Below are 24,489 nucleotides of genomic sequence, written 5' to 3'. Positions count from 1 at the left end.
ATATATTAGCTGTGAATGCTATCTCAATTGTATCAAAATATTGTATTAAAAAATCCTAAATCAATTTTTGTACTACTATTAATTACCCTTTTAAGTTTTGGATATTTTTCTAAAGATTTTAGGCTAGATGCCTCATCTGATACTCTACTAATTGAAGGTGATCCTGATCTTGAATATTTAAAAGAAGTCACAAAAAGATATGGATCTAAAGAGTTTTTGATCTTAACCTATTCTCCTAATGAAGGGATGGTGACTGATTCTTCTATTAATAATCTTTTAAGTTTAAAATATAAAATCCAAAGTCTAGATTGGGTTCATAGCGTTGTCACATTGCTTGATATCCCTTTATTAAATAATTCAGAAGCACCTCTTCAAGAAAGATTAGAAAGCTTTAAAACTTTAAAAGATGAGGGTGTCGATACTGAAAGAGGATTTAAAGAAATATTAAATAGTCCAGTTTTTAGAAATTTTGTAATAAGTGAAGATGGTAAAACAAGTGGCATAATTATTTATATAAAAAAAGACGAACTAAAAGATATTCAAAATAAATCAGTTCAAGAGATTGAAGATTATAAAGACACTTTAAAAAAGAAAAATCATGAAAATATCACTCAGATAAGAGAGATCATTAAAAGCTACGGAGATGTTGGAAAAATATACCTTGGAGGTATTCCAATGATCACAGATGATATGATGTCATTTATTAAAAGTGATATTGTTGTTTTTGGTCTAGGAGTTCTTTTATTTATTATCGCCACTCTATGGTTTATATTTAGAAAACTAATTTGGATTATTGTTCCAATTAGTAGTTGCTTTTTTTCAGTTTTAATTATGACAGGTATACTTGGTCTTTTAGGTTGGAAGGTTACCGTTATATCCTCAAACTTTATTGCTCTAATGTTAATTCTAACTATGGCAATGAATATTCATATGAGTACCCGGTTTCTACAATTAAGAGAAGATTTTCCAAATTTAGATAATTTGAAAATTATTACAATGACAACTAGTAAGATGTTTTGGCCGATCATTTACACAGTTCTTACAACTATATGTGCTTTTCTATCTTTAGTATTTAGTGGCATTAAACCTATTATTGATTTTGGATGGATGATGACTTTAGGATTAATAACTTCTTTTATAATTACATTTACTTTACTCCCTACTTTACTGAGCTTTATGTCCAACAACAAAGTTGAAGTTAAAGAAGATAAAGATTCAAAAATTACTTATTTTTTTGGTAAAATTTCCATTAACAACAAAAATATAATTTTTTTAGTAACAGGTTTAGTTATTGGCTTAAGTGTTCTTGGTATAAGCAAGCTTGAGGTTGAAAATAGTTTTATAAATTATTTTAATAAAAATACTGAAATCTATAAAGGCATGAAGCTTATTGATGAAAAACTAGGAGGCACTACACCCTTGGAGGTTATATTAAAATTTCCAGAGAAAGTTGCCGCAGGGTCTAACGAGGACGATGAGTTTGAAAGCTGGGATGATGAAGACAGTAAAGATGATGAAAAATACTGGTTTACAAAAGATAAAGTTAAAAAAATTCAAATTGTTCATAATTATCTAGATAACCTTCCTGCTGTTGGAAAAGTTTTATCATTTAGTTCAATTATTGAGGTTGCTACGCAATTAAACAATAATAAGCCTCTTGGAACTTTAGAGATGGGTGTTCTTTATTCAAAAATTCCAGAAAGTATAAAAAAAGATATTATAGATCCTTATATATCTATAGAGGATAATGAAGCTAGAATAAGTCTTAGAATTATTGACTCACAGGATGGTTTAAAAAGAAATGATTTAATAAACCAAATAAATTATGACCTTGAAAATAAATTAAAACTTAACAAAGAAGAATTTAAATTAGCTGGTGTTTTAATCTTATTTAATAATTTACTCCAAAGTCTTTTTAAATCTCAAATACTCACATTAGGTTTAGTTATGATAGGAATCTTTGCCATGTTTATGATTTTATTTAGAAATTTTAAACTATCTCTTATCGGTATTGTTCCTAATTTTATTGCAGCTTTCTTTATATTGGGAATTATCGGTCTACTTGGAATACCCCTTGATATGATGACTATTACTATTGCTGCAATTACTATCGGGATAGCAGTAGATAATAGTATTCACTACATTTATAGATTTAAAGAAGAGTTTTTAAAAAATAAAGACTATAACAAAACACTAAAAGTTTGCCACTCAACAGTGGGTGTTGCAATACTAAATACTTCAATAACTATTGTCTTTGGTTTTTCAATTCTTGTTTTTTCTAAATTTATACCAACAATTTACTTTGGTATGTTTACTGGTTTAGCCATGCTGCTAGCAATGATTTCTGTATTAACTTTACTGCCCTCTCTTATTTTAATAAGTAAACCATTCGGAAAATAAAGCCATTATGCTTGAAGCTTTAAAAGATTTTTATGAAGCGGTGTCTTTAATAGATCTAATATATCTAATCATTACAATTTTTTCAGTTATCAAGTGTTACAGTAAAGGTTTTATTTTAAGTTTATTGTCAGCTTCAAAATGGTTGTTGGCTTATGTTGTAACTTTAATTCTGTTTCCAAAAGCTAAGCCTTATTTTAAAAACATAATTGATAGTGAGTATGTCTTAGATATTACACTCGGCATAACTATTTTTGTTTTAGTGGTCTTTATTATTCTAATTGCAAACAAAGCTATTAGCAAAACTGTAAAATTTGTTGGACTAGGAAGACTCGATTCCTTATTTGGGTTATTTTTTGGATTTATTCGAAGTTATGTAATCTGTATTTGTTTATTTTTAGCTATAGATATTGTGTATAATTATAGTAAATGGCCAATTAATACTGATAAATCATACACCTTTCCATACATAGAAAAAGGTAGTAATTATTTGTTGAAAGAGTTCCCAAATGAAAAAAACTATCAACATTCTAAAGAAAAAATTGAAGAACTATAATCCAAAACTTAAGGAAGAATGTGGTGTATTTGGTATAAGCAATAGTGATGATGCTGCTGCTCTAACTGCTTTGGGTCTTCATGCGCTTCAACACAGAGGTCAAGAAGGTTGTGGGATTGTATCATTTGATGGAGAAAAATATCATTCAGAAAAAAGATTTGGTTTGGTTGGAGATAACTTTAACAAAGAAAAAGTATTAAAAAATTTACTTGGGAAATATGCTATTGGTCATAACAGGTATAGTACTACTGGTGAAAATACCTTAAGAAATATCCAGCCTTTCTTTGCAGATACTAATGCGGGTGGTATTGGTGTTGCACATAATGGAAATTTAACTAATTCTGTTACACTTAGAAATAAGTTAGTTGAAGATGGTGCAATTTTTTATACAACATCAGATACTGAAACAATTGTTCAATTAATTGCAAAATCAAAAAGAAACAACACAGTTGATAAGGTTATTGATGCAGTATTTCAAATTCAAGGTGGCTACGCACTGGTTATGCTTACACAAAGTACTTTAATAGGTGTTAGGGATCCATATGGAATACGGCCTTTAATTATTGGTAAAATAAAAGACAGTTATGTATTGGCATCTGAAACATGCGCACTAGATATTATAGGAGCTAAGTACGTAAGAGATGTAGAGAATGGTGAAATTGTTTTGATTGAAAATAATGAATTAAAAAGTTTTAAACCCTTCCCTCCAAGAAAAGTTAGGCCTTGTGTTTTTGAATATATTTACTTTGCAAGACCAGATAGTTTATTAGATGGAAAATCAGCTTACGAGCATAGAAAAAACTTAGGAATAGAACTTGCTAAAGAAAATAAAATTGATGCAGATATAGTAGTTCCTGTACCGGACTCAGGAAATGCTGCAGCGCTTGGATTTGCTCAACACTTAAAAATTAATTTTGAATTAGGTTTAATTAGAAATCATTATGTTGGAAGAACTTTTATAGAACCCAGTCAAAAGATTAGAAGTTTGGGGGTTAAGTTAAAATTAAATGCTAATCAAACTACAATTAAAGATAAAAGAATTATTTTGATAGATGACTCACTTGTAAGAGGAACAACTTCACATAAAATTGTTAAAATGCTTTATGACGCTGGTGCAAAAGAGGTTCATGTTAAAATTGCCTGTCCAGAAATTAGATATCCAGACTTTTATGGAGTGGATACACCAACTAAAAAAGAGCTTCTTGCGGCAAACAAAACTAACGATGAAATTTGTGAATATATTGGTGCTAAATCTTTGGATTTTTTATCACTTGAGGGTTTGTATAGAGCAATAGGATTTGAAAAACGCAATGACACGTACCCTCAATTAACTGATCATTATTTTACGGGTGAATACCCTGTTAAACCTATAGACGAACTGGGTGATGATAAAATTACTCAATTATCATTGCTAAGTACTGCTTCGAATAACTAAAGTAACTATTAAATAATTTTCATAAAGTAGAGTTGGATATAAAGACTTTAAAATGAACATTAAACCCTTATATATAAAACAATGATCACTCGCAAAGAGCACATAATCAAATATTTTGAATCCGGAATTAAAGATACTAAAAATTTTAAGATTGGTATTGAGCACGAAAAGTTTTTATTTGATGAAAAAACAAACAAAAGAGTAGATTACCCTACTGTTCTTAAAATGTTTTCACTACTTAGTGAATTTGGATGGAAGCCAATAATGGAAAAAGAAAATATTATTGGATTACAGAAAAATGGGAAAAGTATTACCCTTGAGCCAGGAAATCAGATTGAATTATCAGGCGATAAGTTAAATAATATTCATGAAGCTTGTACTGAATCTCATGATTATTTATTTGAGTTGCAACAAGTAACAAAAAAATTAAATTTAAAAATTGTTAGTGCAGGTTTTGATCCTATCTCAAGTCTTAAAGAAGTTCCAAATAATCCAAAGCAAAGATATCAAGTAATGACCAAAGATATGCCTAATGGTGGCTCCTTGAGCTTAGACATGATGTATAGAACTTGCGGTACACAACTTAATTTAGATTATGACTCAGAAAAAGATTTTATTAAAAAATTTAAAATAATAAATTCTATTGTACCTATATCTGTTGCACTATTTGCAAATTCTTCGATAGTTGAAAAACAAAACAGTGGCTACAGTTCTTATCGATCTAAAGTTTGGCAAGAGACATCTAGAGGTGGCTTACCAGAGGTATTTTTTGATAACATGGATTTTGAAAAATATGCAGATTTTTCAATAAACTTTCCTTTATTATTTATTCAAAACGAAAAAGAATATTTATCAGGAAGTGATTATTCATTTTCAGATTTCATGAATGGAAAAATTAACGAAGTTAACAACAGACTTCCAACCGAAGACGACTTAACCACTCACCTAAGTACAATTTTTACAGAAAATAGACTTAAGAAATATATAGAATTAAGATCAATGGACACTTGTGGTTGGGACTGTTTGTGCTCTGGACCTGCTTTTAATACTGGAATTTTATATGGCAACTTAGATGAGGCTTACGAATTAATTTCTAAGTGGGATAAAAATAAAATAATTAATGCCTACTTAGATGCACCAAAAAAAGGTTTTAATACTGAATTGATGGGAAAAGATCTATTACATTGGTCATCATTGTTACTGGGTATTTCAAGAAAAGGATTAATAAATAGAGATATTTTGAATAAATCTAATGATAATGAAGCTAAATTTTTAAATCATCTAGATAAACTAATTGATAAGAAGACAACAAACGCAGATCATATGATAGATAAATTTTCTAAGAATGAAAATTTAAACGATTTATATGACAAGTAAGATAGTTGCAATTCAAGGTGATCACCCTTCAAAACTAAAACCTCTAACTGATACTAGTATATTTCTAGCTGTTGAAGCTCAAAGGTTAAAATATAAGATTTTTTATTATGAGCCTAAAAACCTTTCAATAATCAACGATAAGGTCATAGCTAACGGATATTACATAGAGTTTAATTATTCAGATAAACGTTTTTTTAAAATATTACATCACCAGAAACTAGAACTTACTAAATGTAAGTATATTTTGATACGCCAAGATCCTCCTTTTAATTTAGAATACATTTCAACAACTTACATATTGGATAAGATAAAAAATAAAGTTAAAATTATTAACAATCCAACATCTATTAGAAATATTTCTGAAAAACTATACTCAACATCTTTTCAAAAATATATGCCAGATACAATTTTTACAAAAGATATGAATGAAATTAATAAATTTTTTTCAAAAAACAAACAAATGATTATAAAACCTATTCACAGCTTTAGCGGAAATGATATTCACTTATTTCAAAATGAAATAAATACCAAATTAATTACAAGCTTTATAAAAAAACATGGACATATTATGTGCCAAAAGTTTTTACCTAAGATTAAGTTTGGAGATAAAAGAGTTTTTATAATTAATGGTAAAGTATGTGGTGCTATCTCTAGAGTTCCAAAGAAAGGATCTTTTTTAAGTAACATGAGTAAAGGAGCCATACCTATTTCTGTAAAATTAACAAAGACAGAAAATAAAATTTCAAATTTAATTGGCAAAAATCTTAAAAAAAACGATATCTACTTTTCTGGGATTGATTTTATTGATCAAAAATTAAATGGAGATATTAATGTAACTTCTCCTACTGGATTAAAATCTTTGTACGATCTTACAAATATTAATCTTGCAAAAGTATTTTGGAAAGGATTAAGGGCTTGAACAATTTATCTGAACAACAAAAAGGATCTTTACTCGCATTTGTTGCAGTAATGTTTATTACCCCTGATAGTTTATTTATAAGACTTTCTAATGTTGATACCTGGGGGCTTGTTTTTTATCGAGGTCTTATTCCTTTCGTCACTGTATTTTTAGGAATGTTATTAATTTATAAATTAAATTTCTTTAAAATGCTTTTTTCAAGCGGCTATCATGGACTACTTTATATTGGCACTTTTTCTGTAACTAATATTACTTTTGTTGTTTCAATACAAAATACTAATGTTGCAAATACATTAGTTATGATTGCAATGGCTCCTATGCTGTCTGCAATACTTGGTGCAATATTTTTAAAAGAATTACCTGATAGAAAAACATGGATTACAATATTTGTAACTTTTACAGCTGCTATTTATATATTCTACGATTCAATACAGTTAGGTAACTTTTTTGGTGATATATTAGGCTTAATAACTGCTTTAGGTTTAGCTGTTGGTGCAGTTACCATTAGATCTGCAAAGGATAAAAACTTAATCCCAGCAGCTGTTGTTGGAAAGTTAATTGTGGCTTTATTTGCACTTCTATTTATTGAAAGTTTTGCACTAGTGGATAGTGACCTAATTATTGTTCCCTTAATGTGTGTTATGTGTGTTGCTATACCTTTTGTGCTAGTCACCATAGCTCCAAGGTTTATACCTGCAGCTGAAGTGAACTTATTTTTCTTACTAGAGACTATAATTGGCCCTATTTGGGTATGGTTGATTATTAAAGAGCAACCTAGCCTTGAAACTATACAAGGTGGTGCTGTTATTATTACAGCCATTGCAATCCACTCATTTATCAAATTAAAGAATTCTTAATTTAATCACAATTAAGACTTGATTTACATTTAGATCGCAAATAAGTACGGTCAATTTTATGAATAAAGTTTTAAAGAATTCTTGGGCATTGTTTTTGGGTATGGGCTTTTTAATGATGGCTTATGGATTTCAAAGTTCACTCCTAGGTGTAAGAGCTGTTCAAGAAGAATTCAGTCTTGCGGCAACTGGCTTTATGATGTCTGGGTATTTTGTTGGATACTTTATTGGCGCCTCAACAATTCCCAATCTTATATCAAGAGTTGGTCATATCAGAGTGTTTGCAGCTTTTGCATCTTTAGCATCTTTGATTATTTTGATTCATTCTATTTTTATTAATCCTTATGTTTGGTTTTTTTTAAGAGTTTTAACCGGAATAAGTATGGTTTGTATTTATACTGTTGCTGAAAGTTGGTTAAATGACAGATCAAGCAATAAAAATAGAGGAAGTGTTTTATCAATTTATATGGTTATTTTATATGGATCAATGGGTGTAGGAATGTTTTTATTGAACTTTAGTAGACCTGAAAATTATCAACCATTTATATTAGTTTCAATTATTACGTCTGTTGCCCTTATACCTATTCTCTTAACTAAAAAAAAACCACCTACATTTAAAAAGATAAAAAGTATGCCTTTAAAAGAACTTTATGAAACTTCACCATTTGGAATGGTAAGTGCTCTTTTTTATGGAACAATCCAGTCAGCACTATTTACATTGTTAGCAGTATATGCGGCATCAATGAATTTTACTATTTTTCAAATATCACTTGTAACTTTTCTTTTAGCAATTTCTGGCGCTATCTCTCAATATCCTATTGGAAAACTTTCTGATAAATATGATAGGAGAAAAGTAATAGTCATCTCAACTTTTGGTGCTTCTTTTTTTGCTTTACTATCTATTATATCATCTGATCAAATGTACTTACCTGGTGAACTTGCCACAACCAAAGTATGGTTTTTTATTTTTTTAATTTTATTTTCAATTTGTAGCTTACCGATGTTCTCTTTGATTTGTGCACACACTAATGATTATATACCAAAAGAAAAATTTGTAGCAGCTGGAGCTGGTATACAGTTTACATTTGGCTTGGGTGCTATGAGTGGTCCATTCCTTTGTTCAATATTTATGAATATTGTTGGATCTAATGGTTTTTTTGTATTTTTACTTTTCTTTCATGCTTTAATAGGTGTGTTTGGTATCTATAGAATGAGAGTTAGAGAATCAGTTGAAAACCCAGACTCTCAGTTCGTTGCAATGCCTTCATCTATTACACCTGCTGGAATTGAATTAAACCCAACAACAGAACCGATTGAAGAACCAAAAAAACCTGAAGAGGTTCAGCCAGCTACAAATCTTTAAGCATATTGGCCTGCCACATACCCAGAAGACCAAGCCCATTGAAAATTATAACCACCTAAATGGCCAGTAACATCTACAACTTCTCCAATAAAAAATAATCCAGGGTGTTTATTGGACATCATTGTTTTAGAAGAAATTTCTTCAGTATCAATGCCGCCCAAAGTAACTTCTGCAGTTCTATAACCTTCAGTTCCAGTTGGATTTATCGCCCAAGCATTTATAGAATTACTCAAACTGTTTAATACTTTGTTAGATAATTCACATATATTTCCATCAACATTGTTTGAGTTGCAGATTATATGAGCTAATCGTTTAGGAAGGATTTCAGAAATTATAATGCCTATATCTTGTTTAGGATTAGAAATTTTTCTATCATTTAGAAATTTATCTACATCTAGTTTTGGTGATAAGTTAACTTTGATATTATCTCCCAATTTCCAATAAGAAGAGATTTGTAATATAGAGGGTCCACTCAAACCTCTATGAGTAAACAACATTCCCTCCTCAAAAAAAGTCTTTTTAAATGAAACAACTGCTTCAACGGATAACCCTGTAAGTTCTTTGCATACTGCTAATATTTTTTCACTAAAAGTTAATGGAACTAATGCGGGTAAAGTTTCAATAATTTTTAAATTAAATTTTTGAGCAATATCATAACCAAATTTACTTGCTCCAATTTTAGGAATAGACAAACCACCTGTTGCAATAATTAAAGATTCACAGAAATATTTATCATCACCAACAACTATAAAATATTTATCATCTTGTTTATCAATATCATCAATTATTGTATCTTTTTTTAAAACTACATTTGCCATCTTGCACTCTAAAAGTAACATATCTATAATTTGTTGAGCGCTTTCATCACAAAAAAGTTGTCCTAATTTTTTTTCATGAAATTTTATATTATGTTTCTTTATTAAATCTATGAAGTTATTTTGGGTGTATTGTTTTAAGGCTGATATTGCAAATTTTGGATTATTTGAAATAAACTTACTAGGATGAGTGTGTATATTTGTAAAATTACATCTTCCACCACCAGATATACGAATTTTTTCACCTATTTTTTTTGCATGATCTATTAAGAGTACTTTTCGACCACGTTTACCAGCTTGTATAGCACTCATCATACCTGCTGCACCCGCACCTACTACAATAACATCATATTTTTCTGTCATGAATTAATTATAAAATTTAATAATGTGGTGGTTTCGTATCTTCTTTATTAATACTAGATTCAATTCCGCTATCTAATTCTTCAATTCTTTTATTAAGGTTTGAAATTTCTTTTTTAAAGCTCATAATTTCTTTTTGCTGGGAATAAAGCTCACTACTCATTTGAGACATTTCTTGCTGTAGAAAAGTAATCTGTTCTTCTAACTTTTTAACTAAGTTTTCCATAAATCATAACTTATTGCTTCTTTAAAAGTAAATCAATTAGTCAATCCTAGTATTTTTTGTTAATGTAATAATGTAGCTAATAAGATTGTTCTAATTAAAAAATACATTATTATATAAATATTAAAAATTATGCCTTCATTCGATGTAATAAGTAAAATTAATTATCCAGAATTTGATAATGCTCTTGCTAATTGTTTAAGAGAAATTGGTAATCGATATGATTTTAAGGGACTTAAAATTTCAATTGAAAGAAAAGATAAGATAATCACCACACTAGCACCAGACGAATTAAAATTAAAACAAGTAAATGAATTACTACAAATTCATCTTATAAGAAGAAAAGTAGATCCGAGGGTAATAGTTATTAAAAATTCAGAAAGTGCTGCAGGTACAACTGTCAGGCAAGTCAGTGAATTAGAAGAAGGTATTAGCCAAGAAAATGCTAAAAAAATTATTGCTGATATAAAAAAACTTAAACTTAAAATCCAGATTAAAATTCAAGGTGAAGAATTAAGAGCTGAAGGAAAAAAAAGAGATGATCTTCAAGAAGCAATGGCTGCAATAGAAGCTATTGATATTGGTCTGCCAATTGAATTTGTAAATTTTAGAGATTAATTTCATTTTTTTATGAATAAAGAAAACGCAAGTAAACTGTGGAAAATGATACAGGATGCTGGCGATTATTTACTAAGTCAACTTCCCAGCCACCCTAATCACCCCAAAGGAAGAAACCCTTATGCTCATGTTGCTCTATGTGTCAAAGAGAAGTTTGGCAACTCATATAAAGATATTCCTGATGAAAAGTTTCAAGAAGTTGTTGATTACATTAACTTTTTGAAAGAGAACCCAAGTTAAGCAAGAGAACATTTTGTTCTCACTCGAAAAGTTGATGGTCTGTGGGATTTAATATTTATTATTCAACTCTAGACTCTATATATTTTAAAATTTCCAGATTGTAATACTGAAAACAGGTGACTTGACTCACTAATGACTATTTTAAAGTTGTATAAAAATAGATAACCAATCAACAGGTTAATTAATAGCTAATTAAAGGATATAAGTGCTACAGAAGCTATAATGGCTAGAATATTGATTAAAATTTTGAAAAATTTATCATTTAGATATTTAACAAAAAAATTACCTATTAAAGAAGCAACTATAATTATAAATAAGATTTTAATATTATAATAATCTTTGTTGATAGAATTATTAAAAATAATTAGAAAAATTATATACTGAAATAAAGCTAAAAAAAGATAAAAAAAAGTAATATTATATCTTGAATAATTTTTTTTATTTTGTGACGAAAGTAAAAGAGATAAAAGTGATCCTCCTGAATTAGTTAAACCATGAACAAACCCAACAGATATTAAAAATATTACCTTAGAATAATTAGTAATCGTTTTTTTTTTAAAAACTATTGAAAGAATTACAGATCCAATAATAACACCCGCCACAATAAATTTAAAATTCATCATTTCCCCAAAATTTTTCAAAACTAACAAACCCAAAAAAATAGATGGTACACATATAAATACAAATAATTTTTTCAAATTAATATCTATTTTAATTTTATTTTTTTTTATTTTAAAAAATAGGTAATTCAATAAACTGGTAGTTATAGATATTGGCAATAAAATAGACAAAACTTCAATAATGTTGAATTGCAGTGTTAATAAAATTGGGGTTCCAATCACTAAAATACCCACGCCAGCAATAGACTGAACCATAACAAGAAAAAAAATAATTAAGTAAAAAAAATAATTTTCAAACATGAATATATATATATATATATATTGCTGCTTACTTAAATAAAAAAATTATTTTATGAAAAAAAACAATGTAGTATGGTTGACTGGTTTATCTGGTTCTGGAAAAACTACTTTATCCAATCTAATTGCAAAAAAGTTAAAAAATAAAAAATTTAAAGTTATTATTATAGATGGAGATAGTTTCAGGGTAAAAAAAGATTATAAAAAAAACTTCTCTAAAGTAAAAATTTATGAAAATAACATTTTAATAATAAGATATATTTATAAATTATATAAAAATTATGACTATGTAATAGTTTCAGTGATATCGCCATTAAAAAAAACTAGATTAATTGCAAAGAAAAAATTTAAAGAAAAATATTATGAAGTGTTTGTTAATTGTTCAATTAAAGAACTTGTTAAAAGAGACACAAAAGATTTATACGCAAGAGCAAAAAGTGGAAAGCTCAAAAATTTAATTGGGTTTAATTCTAAAATAGTTTATGAAAAATCAGATTATAAAAAAATAATTGTAAACACGCATAAAGAGAAATTAAATGAATCTTTAAAAAAAATTTTAAAAAAAATTATATAATTACTAACAAATATGAAATCAATTTAGATTAAATTTTTGCTATCGAAGCTAAAGAAAAATCTGCCTTAGTTTTACTGAAATGATTGAGCCACTTATAATGTTCTCTTGCTGCAGATACCTGTTCACTATTAGAAAAATGAAATTTATAATTAAATTTCTCAAATACATCTTTAAAATGAAATTCTATCAGTGCCGCCTCTTCTGCATCTATCCTGTTTTTCCATGATCCAGCCTGACTACTGCTAATATTTGAAAATTTTTTATTATTGAAACTATTTCCAGACCACGGTAATCCACAAAAAGTTGGTGTTAAATCAAATTTAGCAAATTTTATATCTAAAAAATTAGATATTTTTAAAAGCTCTTTTTTGGGATCAATTACCATCTCGTCGTATTTTGTAATAAAATAATTATCTTTTCCAATAATTTTTTCATTCAAAATTGCCATATCAATTCCTAATCTTCCTCGCATAATACAAGTTTGTCTTAAAGCTTCTACACTTCCAGAATCAGATAAATTTTTTAACTTTTTAGACCACCTTGATTTAATTGAAGCATAGTTGTCTCTTGGATCTCTTATATTATGTATAAACTTAGTTTCTGGCAGCTTATCTCTTATCTCTAATGCATATATTTCTGAACTAGAAGTTCTTTCAACATAATATTTTATCTCATCTAATTTTTGTGGTGTAGCTGATGCAAATGCCTTAAACATAGACTTGAAATAATGCTCCCAACTATCATTTATTTTAGCTTCTAATTTAAAAGTTTCTATAAATTTTTTAAAATTGAAATAATTTTCATCAGCATTACAAACGTCAAAGAAACCCCCTTTTAAAAATTCAAAGTTATTATCTATTAAATAATTTATTTTTTTTTCTTGGTCAAATTTCATAAGCTCCACAAATGGATGAAATATTTGAAAAAATTTTGATTCATTTGGAAAAACAAGTAATTCTGGATGAAAATCTAATATGCTAGAATACATACCTCCACCACTAGCGCTATGACCACAGAATATAACAGGATTAATTTTATTGATATCAAGCATTAAAAAAATATAATACAGATAATTATGCTTTTAAATTAAAATTTACAAGTATTAAAAAAAACTATTCATAAAATTTTAATAAACAATGAATTTTAAATCATAAAAATGAAAATTTTACCCACTATAGGACCTGTTTCAGAAAAAATTATAGATATAGAAAAAATATTAAAAACGACTGACATAGTCAGAATTAATGGATCACATAATGTACTAAGTTGGCATGAAAATATTTCTACTAGAATCAAAAAAATTAATAAAAATTCTAGAATACTTTTGGACATACCAGGAGTGAAACCAAGAACTCAAAATTTAAAAAATATAGAAATTAAAAAAAATCAAAATATAACATTTATTTTTAGAAATAATAATAATACAAATTCTGAAAATTTGATTATTACCTGTTCTAACAAAATTCCTAAAATTACAAAAAATCCTAATTTGATTAGTTTAGATGATGGAAAATACTCATTAAAAGTAATTACAATTGGTAAAGATTATATTTTAGCAAAATCATTGGAAAGTTTTATACTTAAGCCAAAAAAAGGAATTAATATTCCACTTGCTATATATGATGATGATTTTCAAAACAAACAATATAGTAAATTTTTAAAAAAATCAAAAAAAATTAAGTACGATGCGATTGGCTTAAGTTATGTTCAGAGTGGAAAAATTATTCAAAAAATTAAAAAAAAATTTCCTGAAAAATTAATAATTTCTAAAATAGAAAATTTAGAAGGATTAAAAAATTACAAAAAAATAATTGAGTATTCTGATGGTATAATGATTGATAGAGGGGATTTATCAGCAGAAATTGGAGATGAAAATTTATATCTTTCAATTATAAAAATTGCAGATGAAACTAAAAGAAGTGGCAAACCATTAATAATGGCCACAGAAAATTTAATATCGATGAATTCAAGGTTAAAACCAACCAAAAGTGAGATTATGTCGTTAGGACTAGCTCAACAAATAGATGTGGACATTATTATGCTAAGTGACGAAACTGCAATTTTAAAGAATTGGCCTGCTATTCTAGTATGGCTAAAAAATTATTTAAAAAAAACAATAATACTGTCCAAGATTGACAAAAAATCTCAACATAAAAATGATATTTTCTGGAACATGGTTGAAAAATTACCCGATATACCAATAATTATTTTTTCAAAAAAAGGTTTTGCACTTAATAAAATTAAACAATTCAAGCAAAATTCAAAATTAATTATTTTTTCAGATAGCAATAAAACGATAGCTCTTGGAGCATTTAGAAAAAATACTGTTTGCTATAAAGTCAAAAAATTTAATAAAAATAATTTTTCTATATTTATTAAAAGAACAATTAAAGATTATAATAGAATTATATTTAAAAACTCAAATCTTGCATCGTTAATATATATTGCATATCCTGAAAAAAATTCTCGAGCGAACACTATTAGTATATTAACTAAAAAAGAATTTATTTAATTCGATTCATGAAATGGAAAAAATTAATCTTCATAGATGAATTATTTAATAAAAAAGATAATTCTGAAGACAGGAAAATATATAAAATTAAACTTTTAGAACAAATTCAACGTCTAAATATTAAAACAGAAGTTATTTCACCAGAAAAACTTTCAATACAAAAAAATAATCATAGCAATCATTATTGTAAAAAAATTTACAAAAAATACCATGCTTTAGGCATTAAACTTAACTTATCGCAAATCTACCAAGCAGATAAATTTTTAAGAACATTAAAACGTAAAAAAAACACCCTCCTACTTTCAGGTTATATTTATGGAACATTACAAGATTTAGAAATAATTTTTTATGAACTTGCTAGAAAATTTAAAATTATCTATTTAAGACCAGAGCAATCTGCATTTAAGAATAGATACGTTTTATCAAAAAATATTTATAAACACCCAGTAACAATTAATGAAAATAAACTATCGTTTCAAAAGATTAAGATATTTATAGAGAAATATAAACAAATTCTTAAACCTCATAGAAAGAATTTATTAATAGCTAATATTCAAAAAAAAAATACCCTAAATAAAAAATTTTTATATTATAAAAAAGTCTTTAAGGAATATTTTTTTTATCTTTATGCTATCCAAAAGTTTAAAATTCGTATCAATGAAAATTTGGATAAGGAATATTTAACATTAATTCTTCCTAACAGTATGAAGTTATTTCAGATTTCTGAAATCGATCTTACCTCATTTATTTTGAAAACTTTAAAAGGCACAGATTTAGATATAGCTATATTGTTGCATCCTAATTCAGATTTAAATAATTTAATTTATGAAGCAGGAAAATATAATTTACTAAAGAAATTAAAAAATTTTTCTAAGAGAATAATACTAATTAATAAGAATAACATAACTAACAAAGTGATGGAAAATACAAAATTCTATGTACACACAACATCAAGCTTGAGTGCGCAATGTGCAATATATGAAAAAAAAATAATTAACCTTTCTAATAAAAAATTTTATATTGGATCAAAAAAATTTAATGTAATTACATTTAATAAAAAAAATAAAAGTTTAAACTTAAACAAAATTTCTCAAAGTATCGAACCAGATTATAGATATATTAATTACATATTGTCAAATAGCCTAAATAACGTAGGAAAATTTGATTTAGAGTTTAATAAAATGAATAAAAATTTTAAAAGAGGAAAAAAATATAAGACGAAAATTATATCTGAACTTCTAAGAAAATTTTTAAAACAAAATCCTAATTAGATTTTTTTAAAATTTCTAATAATTCATTTACATCATTATCTTGAGTGTTCCATGCAGCAACTAATCTTACAGCTTTACCATCTAGCTCATCTTCGTTCATCTTGTATCCTTTAGAATTTAAGTGCTCAATCATATTTCTTGGAAATTTTGCAAATACTTCGTTGGCTTCTGTTGGATATGCTAATTCGATATCAGTGTGGAGATTTAATCCTTCGCTTAATTTTTTACCCATTTTATTTGCATGTCTTGCATTTCGTAGCCAGACATCGTTAGATATGTAAGCATCTAATTGAGCTGAAACAAAACGCATTTTAGATAATAAATGTCCTGCTCTTTTCATTAAAAAAGCAATATTACCAACTAGATCTTTATTAAAAAAAATAATTGCTTCAGCAGCAAGACAACCATTTTTAGTTGCCCCAAATGATAAAACATCGATACCTGATTTCCAGGTCATTTCAGCTGGACTCACATCTAGTGAAACTAAAGCGTTTGCAAATCTTGCTCCATCCATATGCATATTTAAATTATGTTTATGTGTAATTTTAGAAATCCTTTTAATCTCGTCTAATTGGTATATCTCTCCTGTTTCACTAACTTGAGTGATACTTACAGATGCAGGTTGAGTATGATGAACAATACCTTTGCCACTAATAGCCCGATCTAATTCATCAGCAGTTATTTTTCCATTAATACCATTTAATGTAACTAATTTTCCACCTCCTGTATAAAACTCTGGTGCCCCACATTCATCTGTATTAATATGAGAAAGTTTATGACAATAAATATTGCCAAATGATGGTGTCATTGTTGCTAATGCTAAAGCATTAGCGGCTGTACCTGATGCAGTTGGAAAAACAATTACATCTTTTTCAAATAGTTCTGAAAACTTTTTCTGTAAATCAGCTGATATTTGGTCGTTACCGTATGGAGTGCTATCACCATCATTAGCTTTCAATACTGCGTCTAATACCTCGGAGCATGCACCTGCTACATTATCAGAAGCAAATTTTATTCGCTCTCTTTTTGTTTTAACCGTTGCCATATTTATCGTTTTGGAAAATAATCTTTTAGCTCACCTTCACGGTAAACATCTGCAGTACAGCAATGAAGGCCTCCACCAAATGCATAGGCATCTCTCATGTCTACAGGTATTACTTCCATTCCTAATTTATCTAATTGTTCTGCTTGGTATACTTCACTTTTTTCAACACAAACTGTTTTTGGATCCAATACTAGAACATTCATTGAAAGCCAAGTTGAAGAATAACATAATGGTGGGGGTGTATTATGTGCTGGTTGTGCGCTATCAATAATTTCCCATCCATTGTTTTCAAATAATTTTCTTTGTTCTTTTGGCAGTCTTCGTTGCGGATTATTAATAATTAAACCTTCTTTAATCGGTGTAAATGTTGCATCAATATGAATTGGATAAGGGTCACCTGGAAAATTAACAGCATGAACTCTATGATCTTTATAGTGTCTTTTGAGCCAATCTATTCCTTTTAAGTTTGTTGTAAAACCATGTTGAACTACTAAATCTTTACCAAATCTTAAAACATCTGCTGCATCAAAAAGTGGTTCTTCTTCAGTTGTTACAAAGAACTTATCTTCGGTCCATTTTAATCTTTTTTGAATTCCGATTTTATCAGATAAATAATCTTTTCTATAATTCTCATCTGTCAATCTTGGTTTAGGAGCTGCTTCATGTCTCATATTAGGATCTTCATCATAATATTTTTTTAATAAGGGCCTGTAACACAAATACTCAAACCATCTACATCTATAGCTCATAGTAGCTTCTAATATTTCACTACCAACAGTTAACAAAACATCTCTTGGTGGCATGCAGCCAAACATTGTCTCACTTTCCCAATCTGGTGTAGATGTTTTTTGACTAAAATCTATTGGGTCTGGTCTATCTACTTTAATACCTCTTTTTTCAAGCATATTTGAAAAATTGTCTAACAGTTCATTTGCTTTATCAACTGTGTCTTTTGTTCTTGGTCCAAACTGACCACGCATATCAGAATCTTCTGGAACCTTAGCATCTAAAGCAGGTTCTGGTGCCGGTATACAAGTGCCATCTGCCTTACCAACAATTACATGTTTTAAAGGATCCCATTCATTCCAACTACTAACTACAGTTTTTTCACTCATAATTTATGATTTGATAATATTATGTTCTGGGCCAAAAGGAAACTTAGTAATGTTTTCAGCATTATCTTTTCCTATAATCAAGATATCATGCTCTCTATATCCTCCAGCTCCTGGTTTTCCATCAGGTATCATGATCATTGGTTCCATAGAAACAACCATGTTTTCCTCTAATACAGTATCTATATCTTCTCGTAATTCTAATCCTACTTCTCTTCCATAAAAATGTGACAACACTCCAAAAGAATGGCCATAACCAAATGTTCTGTATTGAAGGTAGCCAAGTTCTGCAAAGAGCTCATTCAGCTCATGACAAATATCAGAACATTTTACACCTGGTTTAATTAACTCTAGTCCTCTTTTATGAACTTTAACATTTGCTTCCCACGCTTTTAAAGAAGCATCATCAATTTTATCTACAAAAAGAGTTCTTTCTAAAGCTGTGTAGTATCCTGAAATCATAGGAAAAGTATTTAAAGAAAGAATATCTCCTGATTTTAATTTTCTATTAGTTTTTGGGTTATGCGCACCATCTGTATTTAGTCCTGATTGAAACCAAACCCAAGTATCCATATATTCTGCATCAGGATAGGTTTTTGCAATTTCGCGTTCCATTTTATCCCTACCTGCTATTGCAATTTCAAGCTCACTTTCTCCAACTTTAATGTTCTTTACGATCTCTTCACCACCAAGATCAGCAATTCTTGCACCATTTTTAATAATGTCTATTTCTTCAACAGATTTAATCATTCTAAGTTGCATTAAATCTTTTGATACATCACTAAAAACTGAAAAAGTAAAAATGGATGTAAGTTTTTCTTTAACATCCAAGGTTACATGATCATTTTCAATGCCAATATTCTTAGGAGGTTCATCTCTTCCAATAATTGCAACAATTGCTTTTAAAAAATTATCTCTTTTCCAATCAGTATAAATTACATTATCACTATGAGATCTCCGCCAAGGTTGGCTTGCATCTATATTTGCTGAAATTGTTGAAACTTTATTAGCTGTTACAACACAGCCATAAGGTCTACCAAAAGAACAGTAAATAAACCCTGTATAGTAAGCAATGTTGTGCATTGAAGTTAGAATAATCATATCAAGATTATTTTTACTCATTGTGGTTCTTAAATTAGTTAATCGTCTCTGATATTCTTGATCTGTGAAAGGTAGTTTAGCCTTCTCACCGTTTTTTAAATTAAAAAAATCTGGTCTTTCCATTTTGGTTAATTTAGAGCAATAAATCTTCTATTAGTTTTAATCGTAAGACTATAATAAATGATAGACATAAAAAGAAAGAAGCCACCTATTATTGTATTTGTTGAGGGTATCTCATTAATTCCTAAAATTGGAATCCATACCCAAAATATTCCACCTATAACTTCAGTTAGTGACAATAAAGTAAGTTCTGCTGCAGGTATAGCTTTTGATCCAATAGAATATAAAATTAAACCCATACAAACTAAAGTACCATGTAAAGAGAATAGTGCTCCATTATAACTTGTGGATAAAAAAACCATGTCATTAGTTAAAATAACTATTGATGCAACCACAAAGCAAAAAAGACCAGCAAAGGCTACAGTTGTAAATTTTGGAGTTTCTTTTTTCCATCTTAAGGTAACTGAAAAGACAGAAAACCCTATAGAGGAAGTCATACCAAAAATAAGCCCTAATAAAGAATTTTTTTCAATGTTACCAATAGCTATTATTATTATTCCAATTGTAGCAATTATAATTGCTACCCAAACATTGAGTGAAATTTTTTCTTTTAAAAATAAAAAACCTAATAAAGCAGTAAAAAATGGCATTGCAGCTAGACAAAGTAAAGTAACAGCTGCACTAGTATTTGTTATTGAGTAAATAAACGTAATCATTGCAATACCTAGTCCAGTTCCGCCAATAACACCTGACATTCCAATCTTTAAATAATTTTTATAAAAATCCTTTCCTTCTTCAAAAAAAAGATAAAGGTTTAAAACTAAAAAGATTGTTAGGCCTCTTGCAAAAATATATTGCCAAGGAACTAAATTGGGTTGATCCATGTATCTTACAACTAAAGGTCCAAAGGACCATATAAGACCGGCTAATAAAACTACTGGAATTGCAATTTTTTCATTTTTTTGCTCGATCATAATTTGATATTTAATGGTAATTATTTAGCACTACAATAAAAATGAAGTCTATTTAAAAATATTAATATTTGAGCCAATGGGAGAATAACAATCAATTAACTCCCCTTTTTTGAATATAGATTGTCCATCTTTGAATAGACCCCATACATTTGACACTACAAATGATTTAATTCTGAAAGATTCTTGACCTTTTAAAACCTGTAATTCTATTTTTCCATCATTAGTTGAAGTTAATTTTGCTTTTAAAAATCTAATAATCTTTTTACTCTTAGAATAACCATTTTTTAATTTAGCTTTAAATGGTTTTTCAGCCTTAACCCCTAGAATATTAAGCAGATAAGGGTAAACAAAAAATCTAAAACAAGCAGATGAAGAAATAGGATTACCGGGTAGCCCAAAAATGGCTTTTTCAGTTTTCTTAAATTTTGCAAACAAAACTGGTTTACCAGGCCTAATCAAAACACCTTTAAAAAAATTAGATAAATTAAATTGTTTAATTATATATGGAACAAAATCATGTTTACCAGCAGATACAGCGCCAGATGTAATTATAATATCTACTTTAGATTTAAAACTTTTTTCTATTTTTTTTTGAAAAAGTTTAGCATCCTTATCTCTTAAAATTCCACCATCTATAAAGTTAAATAAAAAATTATTAGATAAGGATTTTATATAATGACTATTAGAGTTTCTAACTTTCCAATTAGCAACATCCCTATTATTAGAAATTTCATTTCCTGTTGAAAAAAATAAAATATTAGGCTTCTTTTTAACTTTAATATTTACTATGCCTAATGTTTTAAAGGCTAATATATGAGAAGGTTGAATTATGGTTCCTTTTTTAATTATCAAATCTTTTTTTTTATAATCTGATCCAGCATATCTGATGTGCTGGTTATTTTTTATTTTTTCATTAATTAAAATAAATTTTCTATTTTTATCAAAAACAATTTTTTCTATTGGAATTATAGTATCAAAATCTTTTGGTATAAGTGCACCTGTCATTACCTCGACAGCTTCAAACTTATTTATTTTTTTTAATGACGGATTATCTCCCGCAGATATAATTTTTAAAATTTTAAAATTTTGTGAATTATCTTTATTTAACTTGTTTGTATCTTTTGAATTAATAGCAAAACCATCAAATGCAGCATTAGTTCCTGCTGGATAATTTACAGTTGAGTAGATATCTAATACATTAATCCTATTTAATGACTTCAATGAATTAATAATTTCATTTTTAATTTTTATCTTAGATTTGATTAAGATTTTCTTAGCTTCTTTATAAGTAATCATTTTAATTCTTTTTTAGTATTTTTTTTGCTTCTTCTAAATCTTCTTTGGTATTTATATTAAAAAAAGGATCAAATTTTTTAGTCTCAATATCAATCGTTTTTACCCCTATTTTATTTGCCCAATCCTCTACTTTTCTAAAATTATTATTAATCAAGTCATTTTCAAGTAGTTTTAATAATTCAACTGACCATAAACCAAAAATGTTATGTCTTTTGTTGTTTGATTTAACAAAATACAACAAGCTATCTTTTAGTTTAATTCTTTTTTGATATTCATCAATAATTGATGTTTCAAAAAAAGGTGTGTCAGATGGAAAAGTTGCAATCCACTGATATGATTTTTGATTTTCTTTAACCCATTTCATTGCACTCAGAACTCCTGCTAATGGTCCAAAGTCATCAAAACAATCCGAAATTATTGTTACATTTTTTATTTTTTTTGTATCTAAGCTGTGACTTGAGACAATAAGTATCTCTTCATATCTATTATTAATTTTTAATAAAACGTGTTCTAACAATGTTTTATCACCAAGTTTTGTCTGGTTTTTATCCTCACCAAATCTCTTTGATTTTCCTCCTGCTAGCACAACAGCTAAAATATTGTTATCTTGCATAAATCAAAATATAAAACATTAATCTCTTAATTAAAGAATTATAATGGACTTAGAAATTTTAGAAATCGCATCTAACACAGAAAACCACAAAGTGGTTAAGAATCATACACATCAATCAACGAACAAAAACCCGTTATGTGGTGATGAAATGGAAATTAGCTTGATAGTCAAAGACAATATAGTTCAAGACATAGGGTATCAATGTAGATCATGTGTGTACTGTCAAGCCTCAGTAAGTTTACTTTCGAGGTGGGTTATGCAAGTTCCGATAGAAAAAATTTCAGATTTTGTCTTAAATGCAGAACTTTTCTTTGATAAAAATTTTGATCAATTAAAAAGAATTAATATAAAAGATTTAAAAGATTTTAAAAAAATAATGAATCCAGAAAATATTTCTAGAAAAGAATGTTTATTGCTTCCTTTTAAAACTCTTTCAAAAGCCCTAAAGCTATAAAATAACACTAACAATATGAATAAAAGAATATGATACATGCAATAAAAAAAAACTTTAACAGAGCTCTATATGCTTTAATATTTTCAATAATCACAATTGGTACCCTTTCATTCTTAAGTTTTGAAACTCCCTATGGGTTATTTTTAGCTGGATCATTTGGATCTTCTATGGTTTTACTTTTTGGATATCCAGAAAGTCCTTTTGCTCAACCCAAAAATGTTTTTTTTGGACACTTGGTAACATCTATAGTTGGTGTATTAATTTTAAAATTTTTACCGATTGATCAATTTTTACAAGTAGCTATTGCTGTAGGTCTTGGTATTTTTGTAATGATACTACTTGGTGTAACTCACCCACCAGCAGGAGGAAATCCTATTGTTATAATACTTGGTGTAGTTTCATATGATTTTTTACTAAATCCTATTATTTTTGGTTCTATAGTAATAATTGTTTATGCAGTTATTCTAAATCGTTTCATATTAAAGAAAAACTACCCAAGTAGTTGGAAAAGCTAATCTTTTCCTTGTTTCAAATTTAGCTAGTTTAAATATACTAGTTAAATGAATTCTAATTATAAAGTCACAAAATTTAGATCTAATAACTCGAAAGAGGTTAATGATCAAATATCCATTGAAGAACCGCTTCAAATAATACTCAAATATAAAGATAAAGAAAATTGGATAGAAAATACTATATCCATTACGATGAGAACACCTGGAGATGATGAGAATTTAGTTACTGGCTTTCTTTTTAATGAAAGAGTAATTGAAAAAATCAGCCATATAGAAAATATTGAAGCTAGTGGTGAAGCTGTTGGGCAATATAAATTACAAAATAAAGTTATTATTTCAATAAATAATTCCGAGAATATAGATATTGATAAAATTAAAAGAAATTTTTTGACTAATTCCTCATGTGGGGTGTGCGGGAAAACATCTCTTGAATCTTTAGAAATTATTAAGAAAGATAAAATATTAAAATCTATCCCTAAAATATCTCATGAAATTATAATGAAATCTCCAGATATATTAAAACAAAACCAATCTGAGTTTTCAAAGACGGGTGGCATTCATGCTAGTGGGTTATTTAATACGAATGGACAAATTATTGCCTTAAAAGAAGATGTAGGACGACATAATGCTTTAGACAAACTAATTGGATTTGTCTTAAAAGAAAATTTACTTGATAATAGCTCTCAATTTCTAACCTGCTCTGGAAGACTAAACTTTGATCTTGTGCAAAAGGCTCTCATGGCGAATATAGGTGTCTTAATTGGTGTAGGTGCGCCAACCAGTCTCGCTATAGATTTAGCTAATAAGTTTGACATGACATTAGTTGGTTTTGTAAAAGGGGATAGTTTTAATATTTATAGTAATAATGAGAGAATTATAATAAAAAATTAA

General features: G+C 28.0%; 25 protein-coding genes. 15 read left to right on the top strand and 10 right to left on the bottom strand.

What is annotated here, in order from left to right; all coding sequences use genetic code 11:
- Positions 1-15: 15 nt before the first annotated feature.
- The 7 genes from AC5YGC_RS01595 to AC5YGC_RS01565 all read left to right on the top strand — a co-directional run bounded on the left by AC5YGC_RS01595 (position 16) and on the right by AC5YGC_RS01565 (position 8,901).
- The gene (locus tag AC5YGC_RS01595; RefSeq protein WP_496139922.1) at positions 16-2,400 is read left to right on the top strand and encodes an MMPL family transporter; all 2,385 of its coding nucleotides are present in this window, start codon (positions 16-18) and stop codon (positions 2,398-2,400) included.
- A gap of 7 nt (positions 2,401-2,407) precedes the next feature.
- Positions 2,408-2,953, top strand: coding sequence for a CvpA family protein (locus tag AC5YGC_RS01590; RefSeq protein ID WP_496139920.1), 546 nt, complete (start codon positions 2,408-2,410; stop codon positions 2,951-2,953).
- Positions 2,907-4,388, top strand: coding sequence for an amidophosphoribosyltransferase (purF, locus tag AC5YGC_RS01585; RefSeq protein WP_496139919.1), 1,482 nt, complete (start codon positions 2,907-2,909; stop codon positions 4,386-4,388). Before AC5YGC_RS01590 ends, purF begins: the two co-directional genes overlap by 47 nt.
- A gap of 81 nt (positions 4,389-4,469) precedes the next feature.
- Entirely contained in the window at positions 4,470-5,765 is a 1,296-nt protein-coding gene (locus AC5YGC_RS01580; protein WP_496139918.1) for a glutamate-cysteine ligase family protein, read from the top strand.
- Positions 5,755-6,684, top strand: a complete 930-nt coding sequence (gene gshB / locus AC5YGC_RS01575; protein WP_496139917.1) for a glutathione synthase — start codon at positions 5,755-5,757, stop codon at positions 6,682-6,684. The genes AC5YGC_RS01580 and gshB overlap by 11 nt, the downstream gene beginning before the upstream one ends.
- Positions 6,681-7,541, top strand: coding sequence for an EamA family transporter (locus AC5YGC_RS01570; protein ID WP_496139916.1), 861 nt, complete (start codon positions 6,681-6,683; stop codon positions 7,539-7,541). The genes gshB and AC5YGC_RS01570 overlap by 4 nt, the downstream gene beginning before the upstream one ends.
- Before the next feature lie 58 nt (positions 7,542-7,599).
- Positions 7,600-8,901, top strand: a complete 1,302-nt coding sequence (locus AC5YGC_RS01565) for an MFS transporter (protein ID WP_496139915.1) — start codon at positions 7,600-7,602, stop codon at positions 8,899-8,901.
- On the opposite strand, the gene AC5YGC_RS01560 is transcribed toward AC5YGC_RS01565, so the two are convergent.
- Both AC5YGC_RS01560 and AC5YGC_RS01555 read right to left on the bottom strand, forming a co-directional pair.
- Positions 8,898-10,079: an aminoacetone oxidase family FAD-binding enzyme gene (locus AC5YGC_RS01560; protein ID WP_496139914.1), complete on the bottom strand. Its 1,182-nt coding sequence runs from the start codon at positions 10,077-10,079 to the stop codon at positions 8,898-8,900. The two genes, AC5YGC_RS01565 and AC5YGC_RS01560, sit on opposite strands and share 4 nt — an antisense overlap.
- 16 nt (positions 10,080-10,095) lie before the next feature.
- Complete coding sequence (locus AC5YGC_RS01555) at positions 10,096-10,302, bottom strand: SlyX family protein (protein ID WP_415290906.1); 207 nt, start codon at positions 10,300-10,302, stop codon at positions 10,096-10,098.
- A 129-nt stretch (positions 10,303-10,431) separates the two neighbouring features.
- On the opposite strand from AC5YGC_RS01555, the gene AC5YGC_RS01550 reads away from it, so the two are divergent.
- The gene (locus AC5YGC_RS01550) at positions 10,432-10,917 is read left to right on the top strand and encodes a YajQ family cyclic di-GMP-binding protein (protein ID WP_415290905.1); all 486 of its coding nucleotides are present in this window, start codon (positions 10,432-10,434) and stop codon (positions 10,915-10,917) included.
- A 12-nt stretch (positions 10,918-10,929) separates the two neighbouring features.
- A complete protein-coding gene (locus AC5YGC_RS01545) occupies positions 10,930-11,157 on the top strand; it encodes a hypothetical protein (RefSeq protein ID WP_496139913.1) in 228 nt (75 codons plus the stop codon).
- Positions 11,158-11,345: 188 nt separating this feature from the next.
- Here AC5YGC_RS01545 and AC5YGC_RS01540 read toward each other — a convergent pair whose 3' ends face one another.
- A complete protein-coding gene (locus tag AC5YGC_RS01540) occupies positions 11,346-12,077 on the bottom strand; it encodes a TSUP family transporter (RefSeq protein WP_496139912.1) in 732 nt (243 codons plus the stop codon).
- A gap of 52 nt (positions 12,078-12,129) precedes the next feature.
- Between AC5YGC_RS01540 and AC5YGC_RS01535 the strand changes: the two genes are divergently transcribed.
- Complete coding sequence (locus tag AC5YGC_RS01535) at positions 12,130-12,648, top strand: adenylyl-sulfate kinase (RefSeq protein WP_496139911.1); 519 nt, start codon at positions 12,130-12,132, stop codon at positions 12,646-12,648.
- Between the two features lie 28 nt (positions 12,649-12,676).
- Here the strand turns inward: AC5YGC_RS01535 and AC5YGC_RS01530 are convergent, their stop codons facing one another.
- Complete coding sequence (locus tag AC5YGC_RS01530) at positions 12,677-13,699, bottom strand: sulfotransferase (RefSeq protein WP_496139910.1); 1,023 nt, start codon at positions 13,697-13,699, stop codon at positions 12,677-12,679.
- A gap of 105 nt (positions 13,700-13,804) precedes the next feature.
- On the opposite strand from AC5YGC_RS01530, the gene AC5YGC_RS01525 reads away from it, so the two are divergent.
- Positions 13,805-15,160, top strand: coding sequence for a pyruvate kinase (locus AC5YGC_RS01525; RefSeq protein WP_496139909.1), 1,356 nt, complete (start codon positions 13,805-13,807; stop codon positions 15,158-15,160).
- Between the two features lie 8 nt (positions 15,161-15,168).
- Positions 15,169-16,431 (top strand): hypothetical protein, encoded by a 1,263-nt coding sequence (locus AC5YGC_RS01520; protein ID WP_496139908.1) that lies wholly within the window; start codon positions 15,169-15,171, stop codon positions 16,429-16,431.
- Here AC5YGC_RS01520 and AC5YGC_RS01515 read toward each other — a convergent pair.
- From AC5YGC_RS01515 to AC5YGC_RS01490, 6 genes are read right to left on the bottom strand one after another with little or no spacing between them, the layout of a single operon-like run.
- Positions 16,424-17,476, bottom strand: a complete 1,053-nt coding sequence (locus AC5YGC_RS01515; protein WP_496139907.1) for a beta-eliminating lyase-related protein — start codon at positions 17,474-17,476, stop codon at positions 16,424-16,426. The two genes, AC5YGC_RS01520 and AC5YGC_RS01515, sit on opposite strands and share 8 nt — an antisense overlap.
- A 2-nt stretch (positions 17,477-17,478) precedes the next feature.
- Positions 17,479-18,591 carry a serine/threonine protein kinase gene (locus tag AC5YGC_RS01510; protein ID WP_496139906.1) on the bottom strand — a complete coding sequence of 371 codons (1,113 nt, stop codon included), beginning with the start codon at positions 18,589-18,591 and terminating at the stop codon, positions 17,479-17,481.
- 3 nt (positions 18,592-18,594) lie between these two features.
- Complete coding sequence (locus AC5YGC_RS01505; RefSeq protein WP_496139905.1) at positions 18,595-19,812, bottom strand: M24 family metallopeptidase; 1,218 nt, start codon at positions 19,810-19,812, stop codon at positions 18,595-18,597.
- 5 nt (positions 19,813-19,817) lie between these two features.
- The gene (locus tag AC5YGC_RS01500) at positions 19,818-20,723 is read right to left on the bottom strand and encodes an EamA family transporter (RefSeq protein WP_496139904.1); all 906 of its coding nucleotides are present in this window, start codon (positions 20,721-20,723) and stop codon (positions 19,818-19,820) included.
- A gap of 48 nt (positions 20,724-20,771) precedes the next feature.
- Complete coding sequence (locus AC5YGC_RS01495) at positions 20,772-22,019, bottom strand: molybdopterin-binding protein (protein WP_496139903.1); 1,248 nt, start codon at positions 22,017-22,019, stop codon at positions 20,772-20,774.
- A gap of 1 nt (position 22,020) precedes the next feature.
- Positions 22,021-22,632, bottom strand: coding sequence for an NTP transferase domain-containing protein (locus AC5YGC_RS01490; RefSeq protein ID WP_496139902.1), 612 nt, complete (start codon positions 22,630-22,632; stop codon positions 22,021-22,023).
- 43 nt (positions 22,633-22,675) lie between these two features.
- Between AC5YGC_RS01490 and AC5YGC_RS01485 the strand changes: the two genes are divergently transcribed.
- Genes AC5YGC_RS01485 through fdhD form a run of 3 tightly spaced genes read left to right on the top strand, consistent with a single transcriptional unit; the run spans position 22,676 to position 24,489 of the window.
- Positions 22,676-23,086, top strand: coding sequence for an iron-sulfur cluster assembly scaffold protein (locus AC5YGC_RS01485; protein ID WP_496139901.1), 411 nt, complete (start codon positions 22,676-22,678; stop codon positions 23,084-23,086).
- Between the two features lie 29 nt (positions 23,087-23,115).
- Complete coding sequence (locus AC5YGC_RS01480) at positions 23,116-23,601, top strand: HPP family protein (RefSeq protein ID WP_496139900.1); 486 nt, start codon at positions 23,116-23,118, stop codon at positions 23,599-23,601.
- A 45-nt stretch (positions 23,602-23,646) separates the two neighbouring features.
- On the top strand, positions 23,647-24,489 hold the full coding sequence (gene fdhD / locus AC5YGC_RS01475; protein ID WP_496139899.1) for a formate dehydrogenase accessory sulfurtransferase FdhD: 843 nt from the start codon (positions 23,647-23,649) through the stop codon (positions 24,487-24,489).

The sequence above is a fragment of the Candidatus Pelagibacter sp. uisw_138 genome (genome assembly GCF_059512485.2).
Note: the sequence above shows the minus strand (reverse complement) of the source record. Positions and strands in the feature narration are given on the sequence as shown.

Coding starts and splice junctions, on each gene's coding strand:
- AC5YGC_RS01545 (WP_496139913.1), top strand. CDS start 10,930: ATGAATAAAGAAAACGCAAGTAAACTGTGGAAAATGATACAGGATGCT.
- AC5YGC_RS01555 (WP_415290906.1), bottom strand. CDS start 10,302: ATGGAAAACTTAGTTAAAAAGTTAGAAGAACAGATTACTTTTCTACAG.
- AC5YGC_RS01535 (WP_496139911.1), top strand. CDS start 12,130: ATGAAAAAAAACAATGTAGTATGGTTGACTGGTTTATCTGGTTCTGGA.
- AC5YGC_RS01550 (WP_415290905.1), top strand. CDS start 10,432: ATGCCTTCATTCGATGTAATAAGTAAAATTAATTATCCAGAATTTGAT.
- gshB (WP_496139917.1), top strand. CDS start 5,755: ATGACAAGTAAGATAGTTGCAATTCAAGGTGATCACCCTTCAAAACTA.
- AC5YGC_RS01495 (WP_496139903.1), bottom strand. CDS start 22,019: ATGATTACTTATAAAGAAGCTAAGAAAATCTTAATCAAATCTAAGATA.
- AC5YGC_RS01500 (WP_496139904.1), bottom strand. CDS start 20,723: ATGATCGAGCAAAAAAATGAAAAAATTGCAATTCCAGTAGTTTTATTA.
- AC5YGC_RS01480 (WP_496139900.1), top strand. CDS start 23,116: ATGATACATGCAATAAAAAAAAACTTTAACAGAGCTCTATATGCTTTA.
- AC5YGC_RS01530 (WP_496139910.1), bottom strand. CDS start 13,699: ATGCTTGATATCAATAAAATTAATCCTGTTATATTCTGTGGTCATAGC.
- purF (WP_496139919.1), top strand. CDS start 2,907: ATGAAAAAAACTATCAACATTCTAAAGAAAAAATTGAAGAACTATAAT.
- AC5YGC_RS01510 (WP_496139906.1), bottom strand. CDS start 18,591: ATGAGTGAAAAAACTGTAGTTAGTAGTTGGAATGAATGGGATCCTTTA.
- AC5YGC_RS01595 (WP_496139922.1), top strand. CDS start 16: ATGCTATCTCAATTGTATCAAAATATTGTATTAAAAAATCCTAAATCA.
- AC5YGC_RS01560 (WP_496139914.1), bottom strand. CDS start 10,079: ATGACAGAAAAATATGATGTTATTGTAGTAGGTGCGGGTGCAGCAGGT.
- AC5YGC_RS01565 (WP_496139915.1), top strand. CDS start 7,600: ATGAATAAAGTTTTAAAGAATTCTTGGGCATTGTTTTTGGGTATGGGC.
- AC5YGC_RS01590 (WP_496139920.1), top strand. CDS start 2,408: ATGCTTGAAGCTTTAAAAGATTTTTATGAAGCGGTGTCTTTAATAGAT.
- AC5YGC_RS01490 (WP_496139902.1), bottom strand. CDS start 22,632: ATGCAAGATAACAATATTTTAGCTGTTGTGCTAGCAGGAGGAAAATCA.
- AC5YGC_RS01525 (WP_496139909.1), top strand. CDS start 13,805: ATGAAAATTTTACCCACTATAGGACCTGTTTCAGAAAAAATTATAGAT.
- AC5YGC_RS01580 (WP_496139918.1), top strand. CDS start 4,470: ATGATCACTCGCAAAGAGCACATAATCAAATATTTTGAATCCGGAATT.
- AC5YGC_RS01540 (WP_496139912.1), bottom strand. CDS start 12,077: ATGTTTGAAAATTATTTTTTTTACTTAATTATTTTTTTTCTTGTTATG.
- fdhD (WP_496139899.1), top strand. CDS start 23,647: ATGAATTCTAATTATAAAGTCACAAAATTTAGATCTAATAACTCGAAA.
- AC5YGC_RS01505 (WP_496139905.1), bottom strand. CDS start 19,812: ATGGAAAGACCAGATTTTTTTAATTTAAAAAACGGTGAGAAGGCTAAA.
- AC5YGC_RS01515 (WP_496139907.1), bottom strand. CDS start 17,476: ATGGCAACGGTTAAAACAAAAAGAGAGCGAATAAAATTTGCTTCTGAT.
- AC5YGC_RS01485 (WP_496139901.1), top strand. CDS start 22,676: ATGGACTTAGAAATTTTAGAAATCGCATCTAACACAGAAAACCACAAA.
- AC5YGC_RS01520 (WP_496139908.1), top strand. CDS start 15,169: ATGAAATGGAAAAAATTAATCTTCATAGATGAATTATTTAATAAAAAA.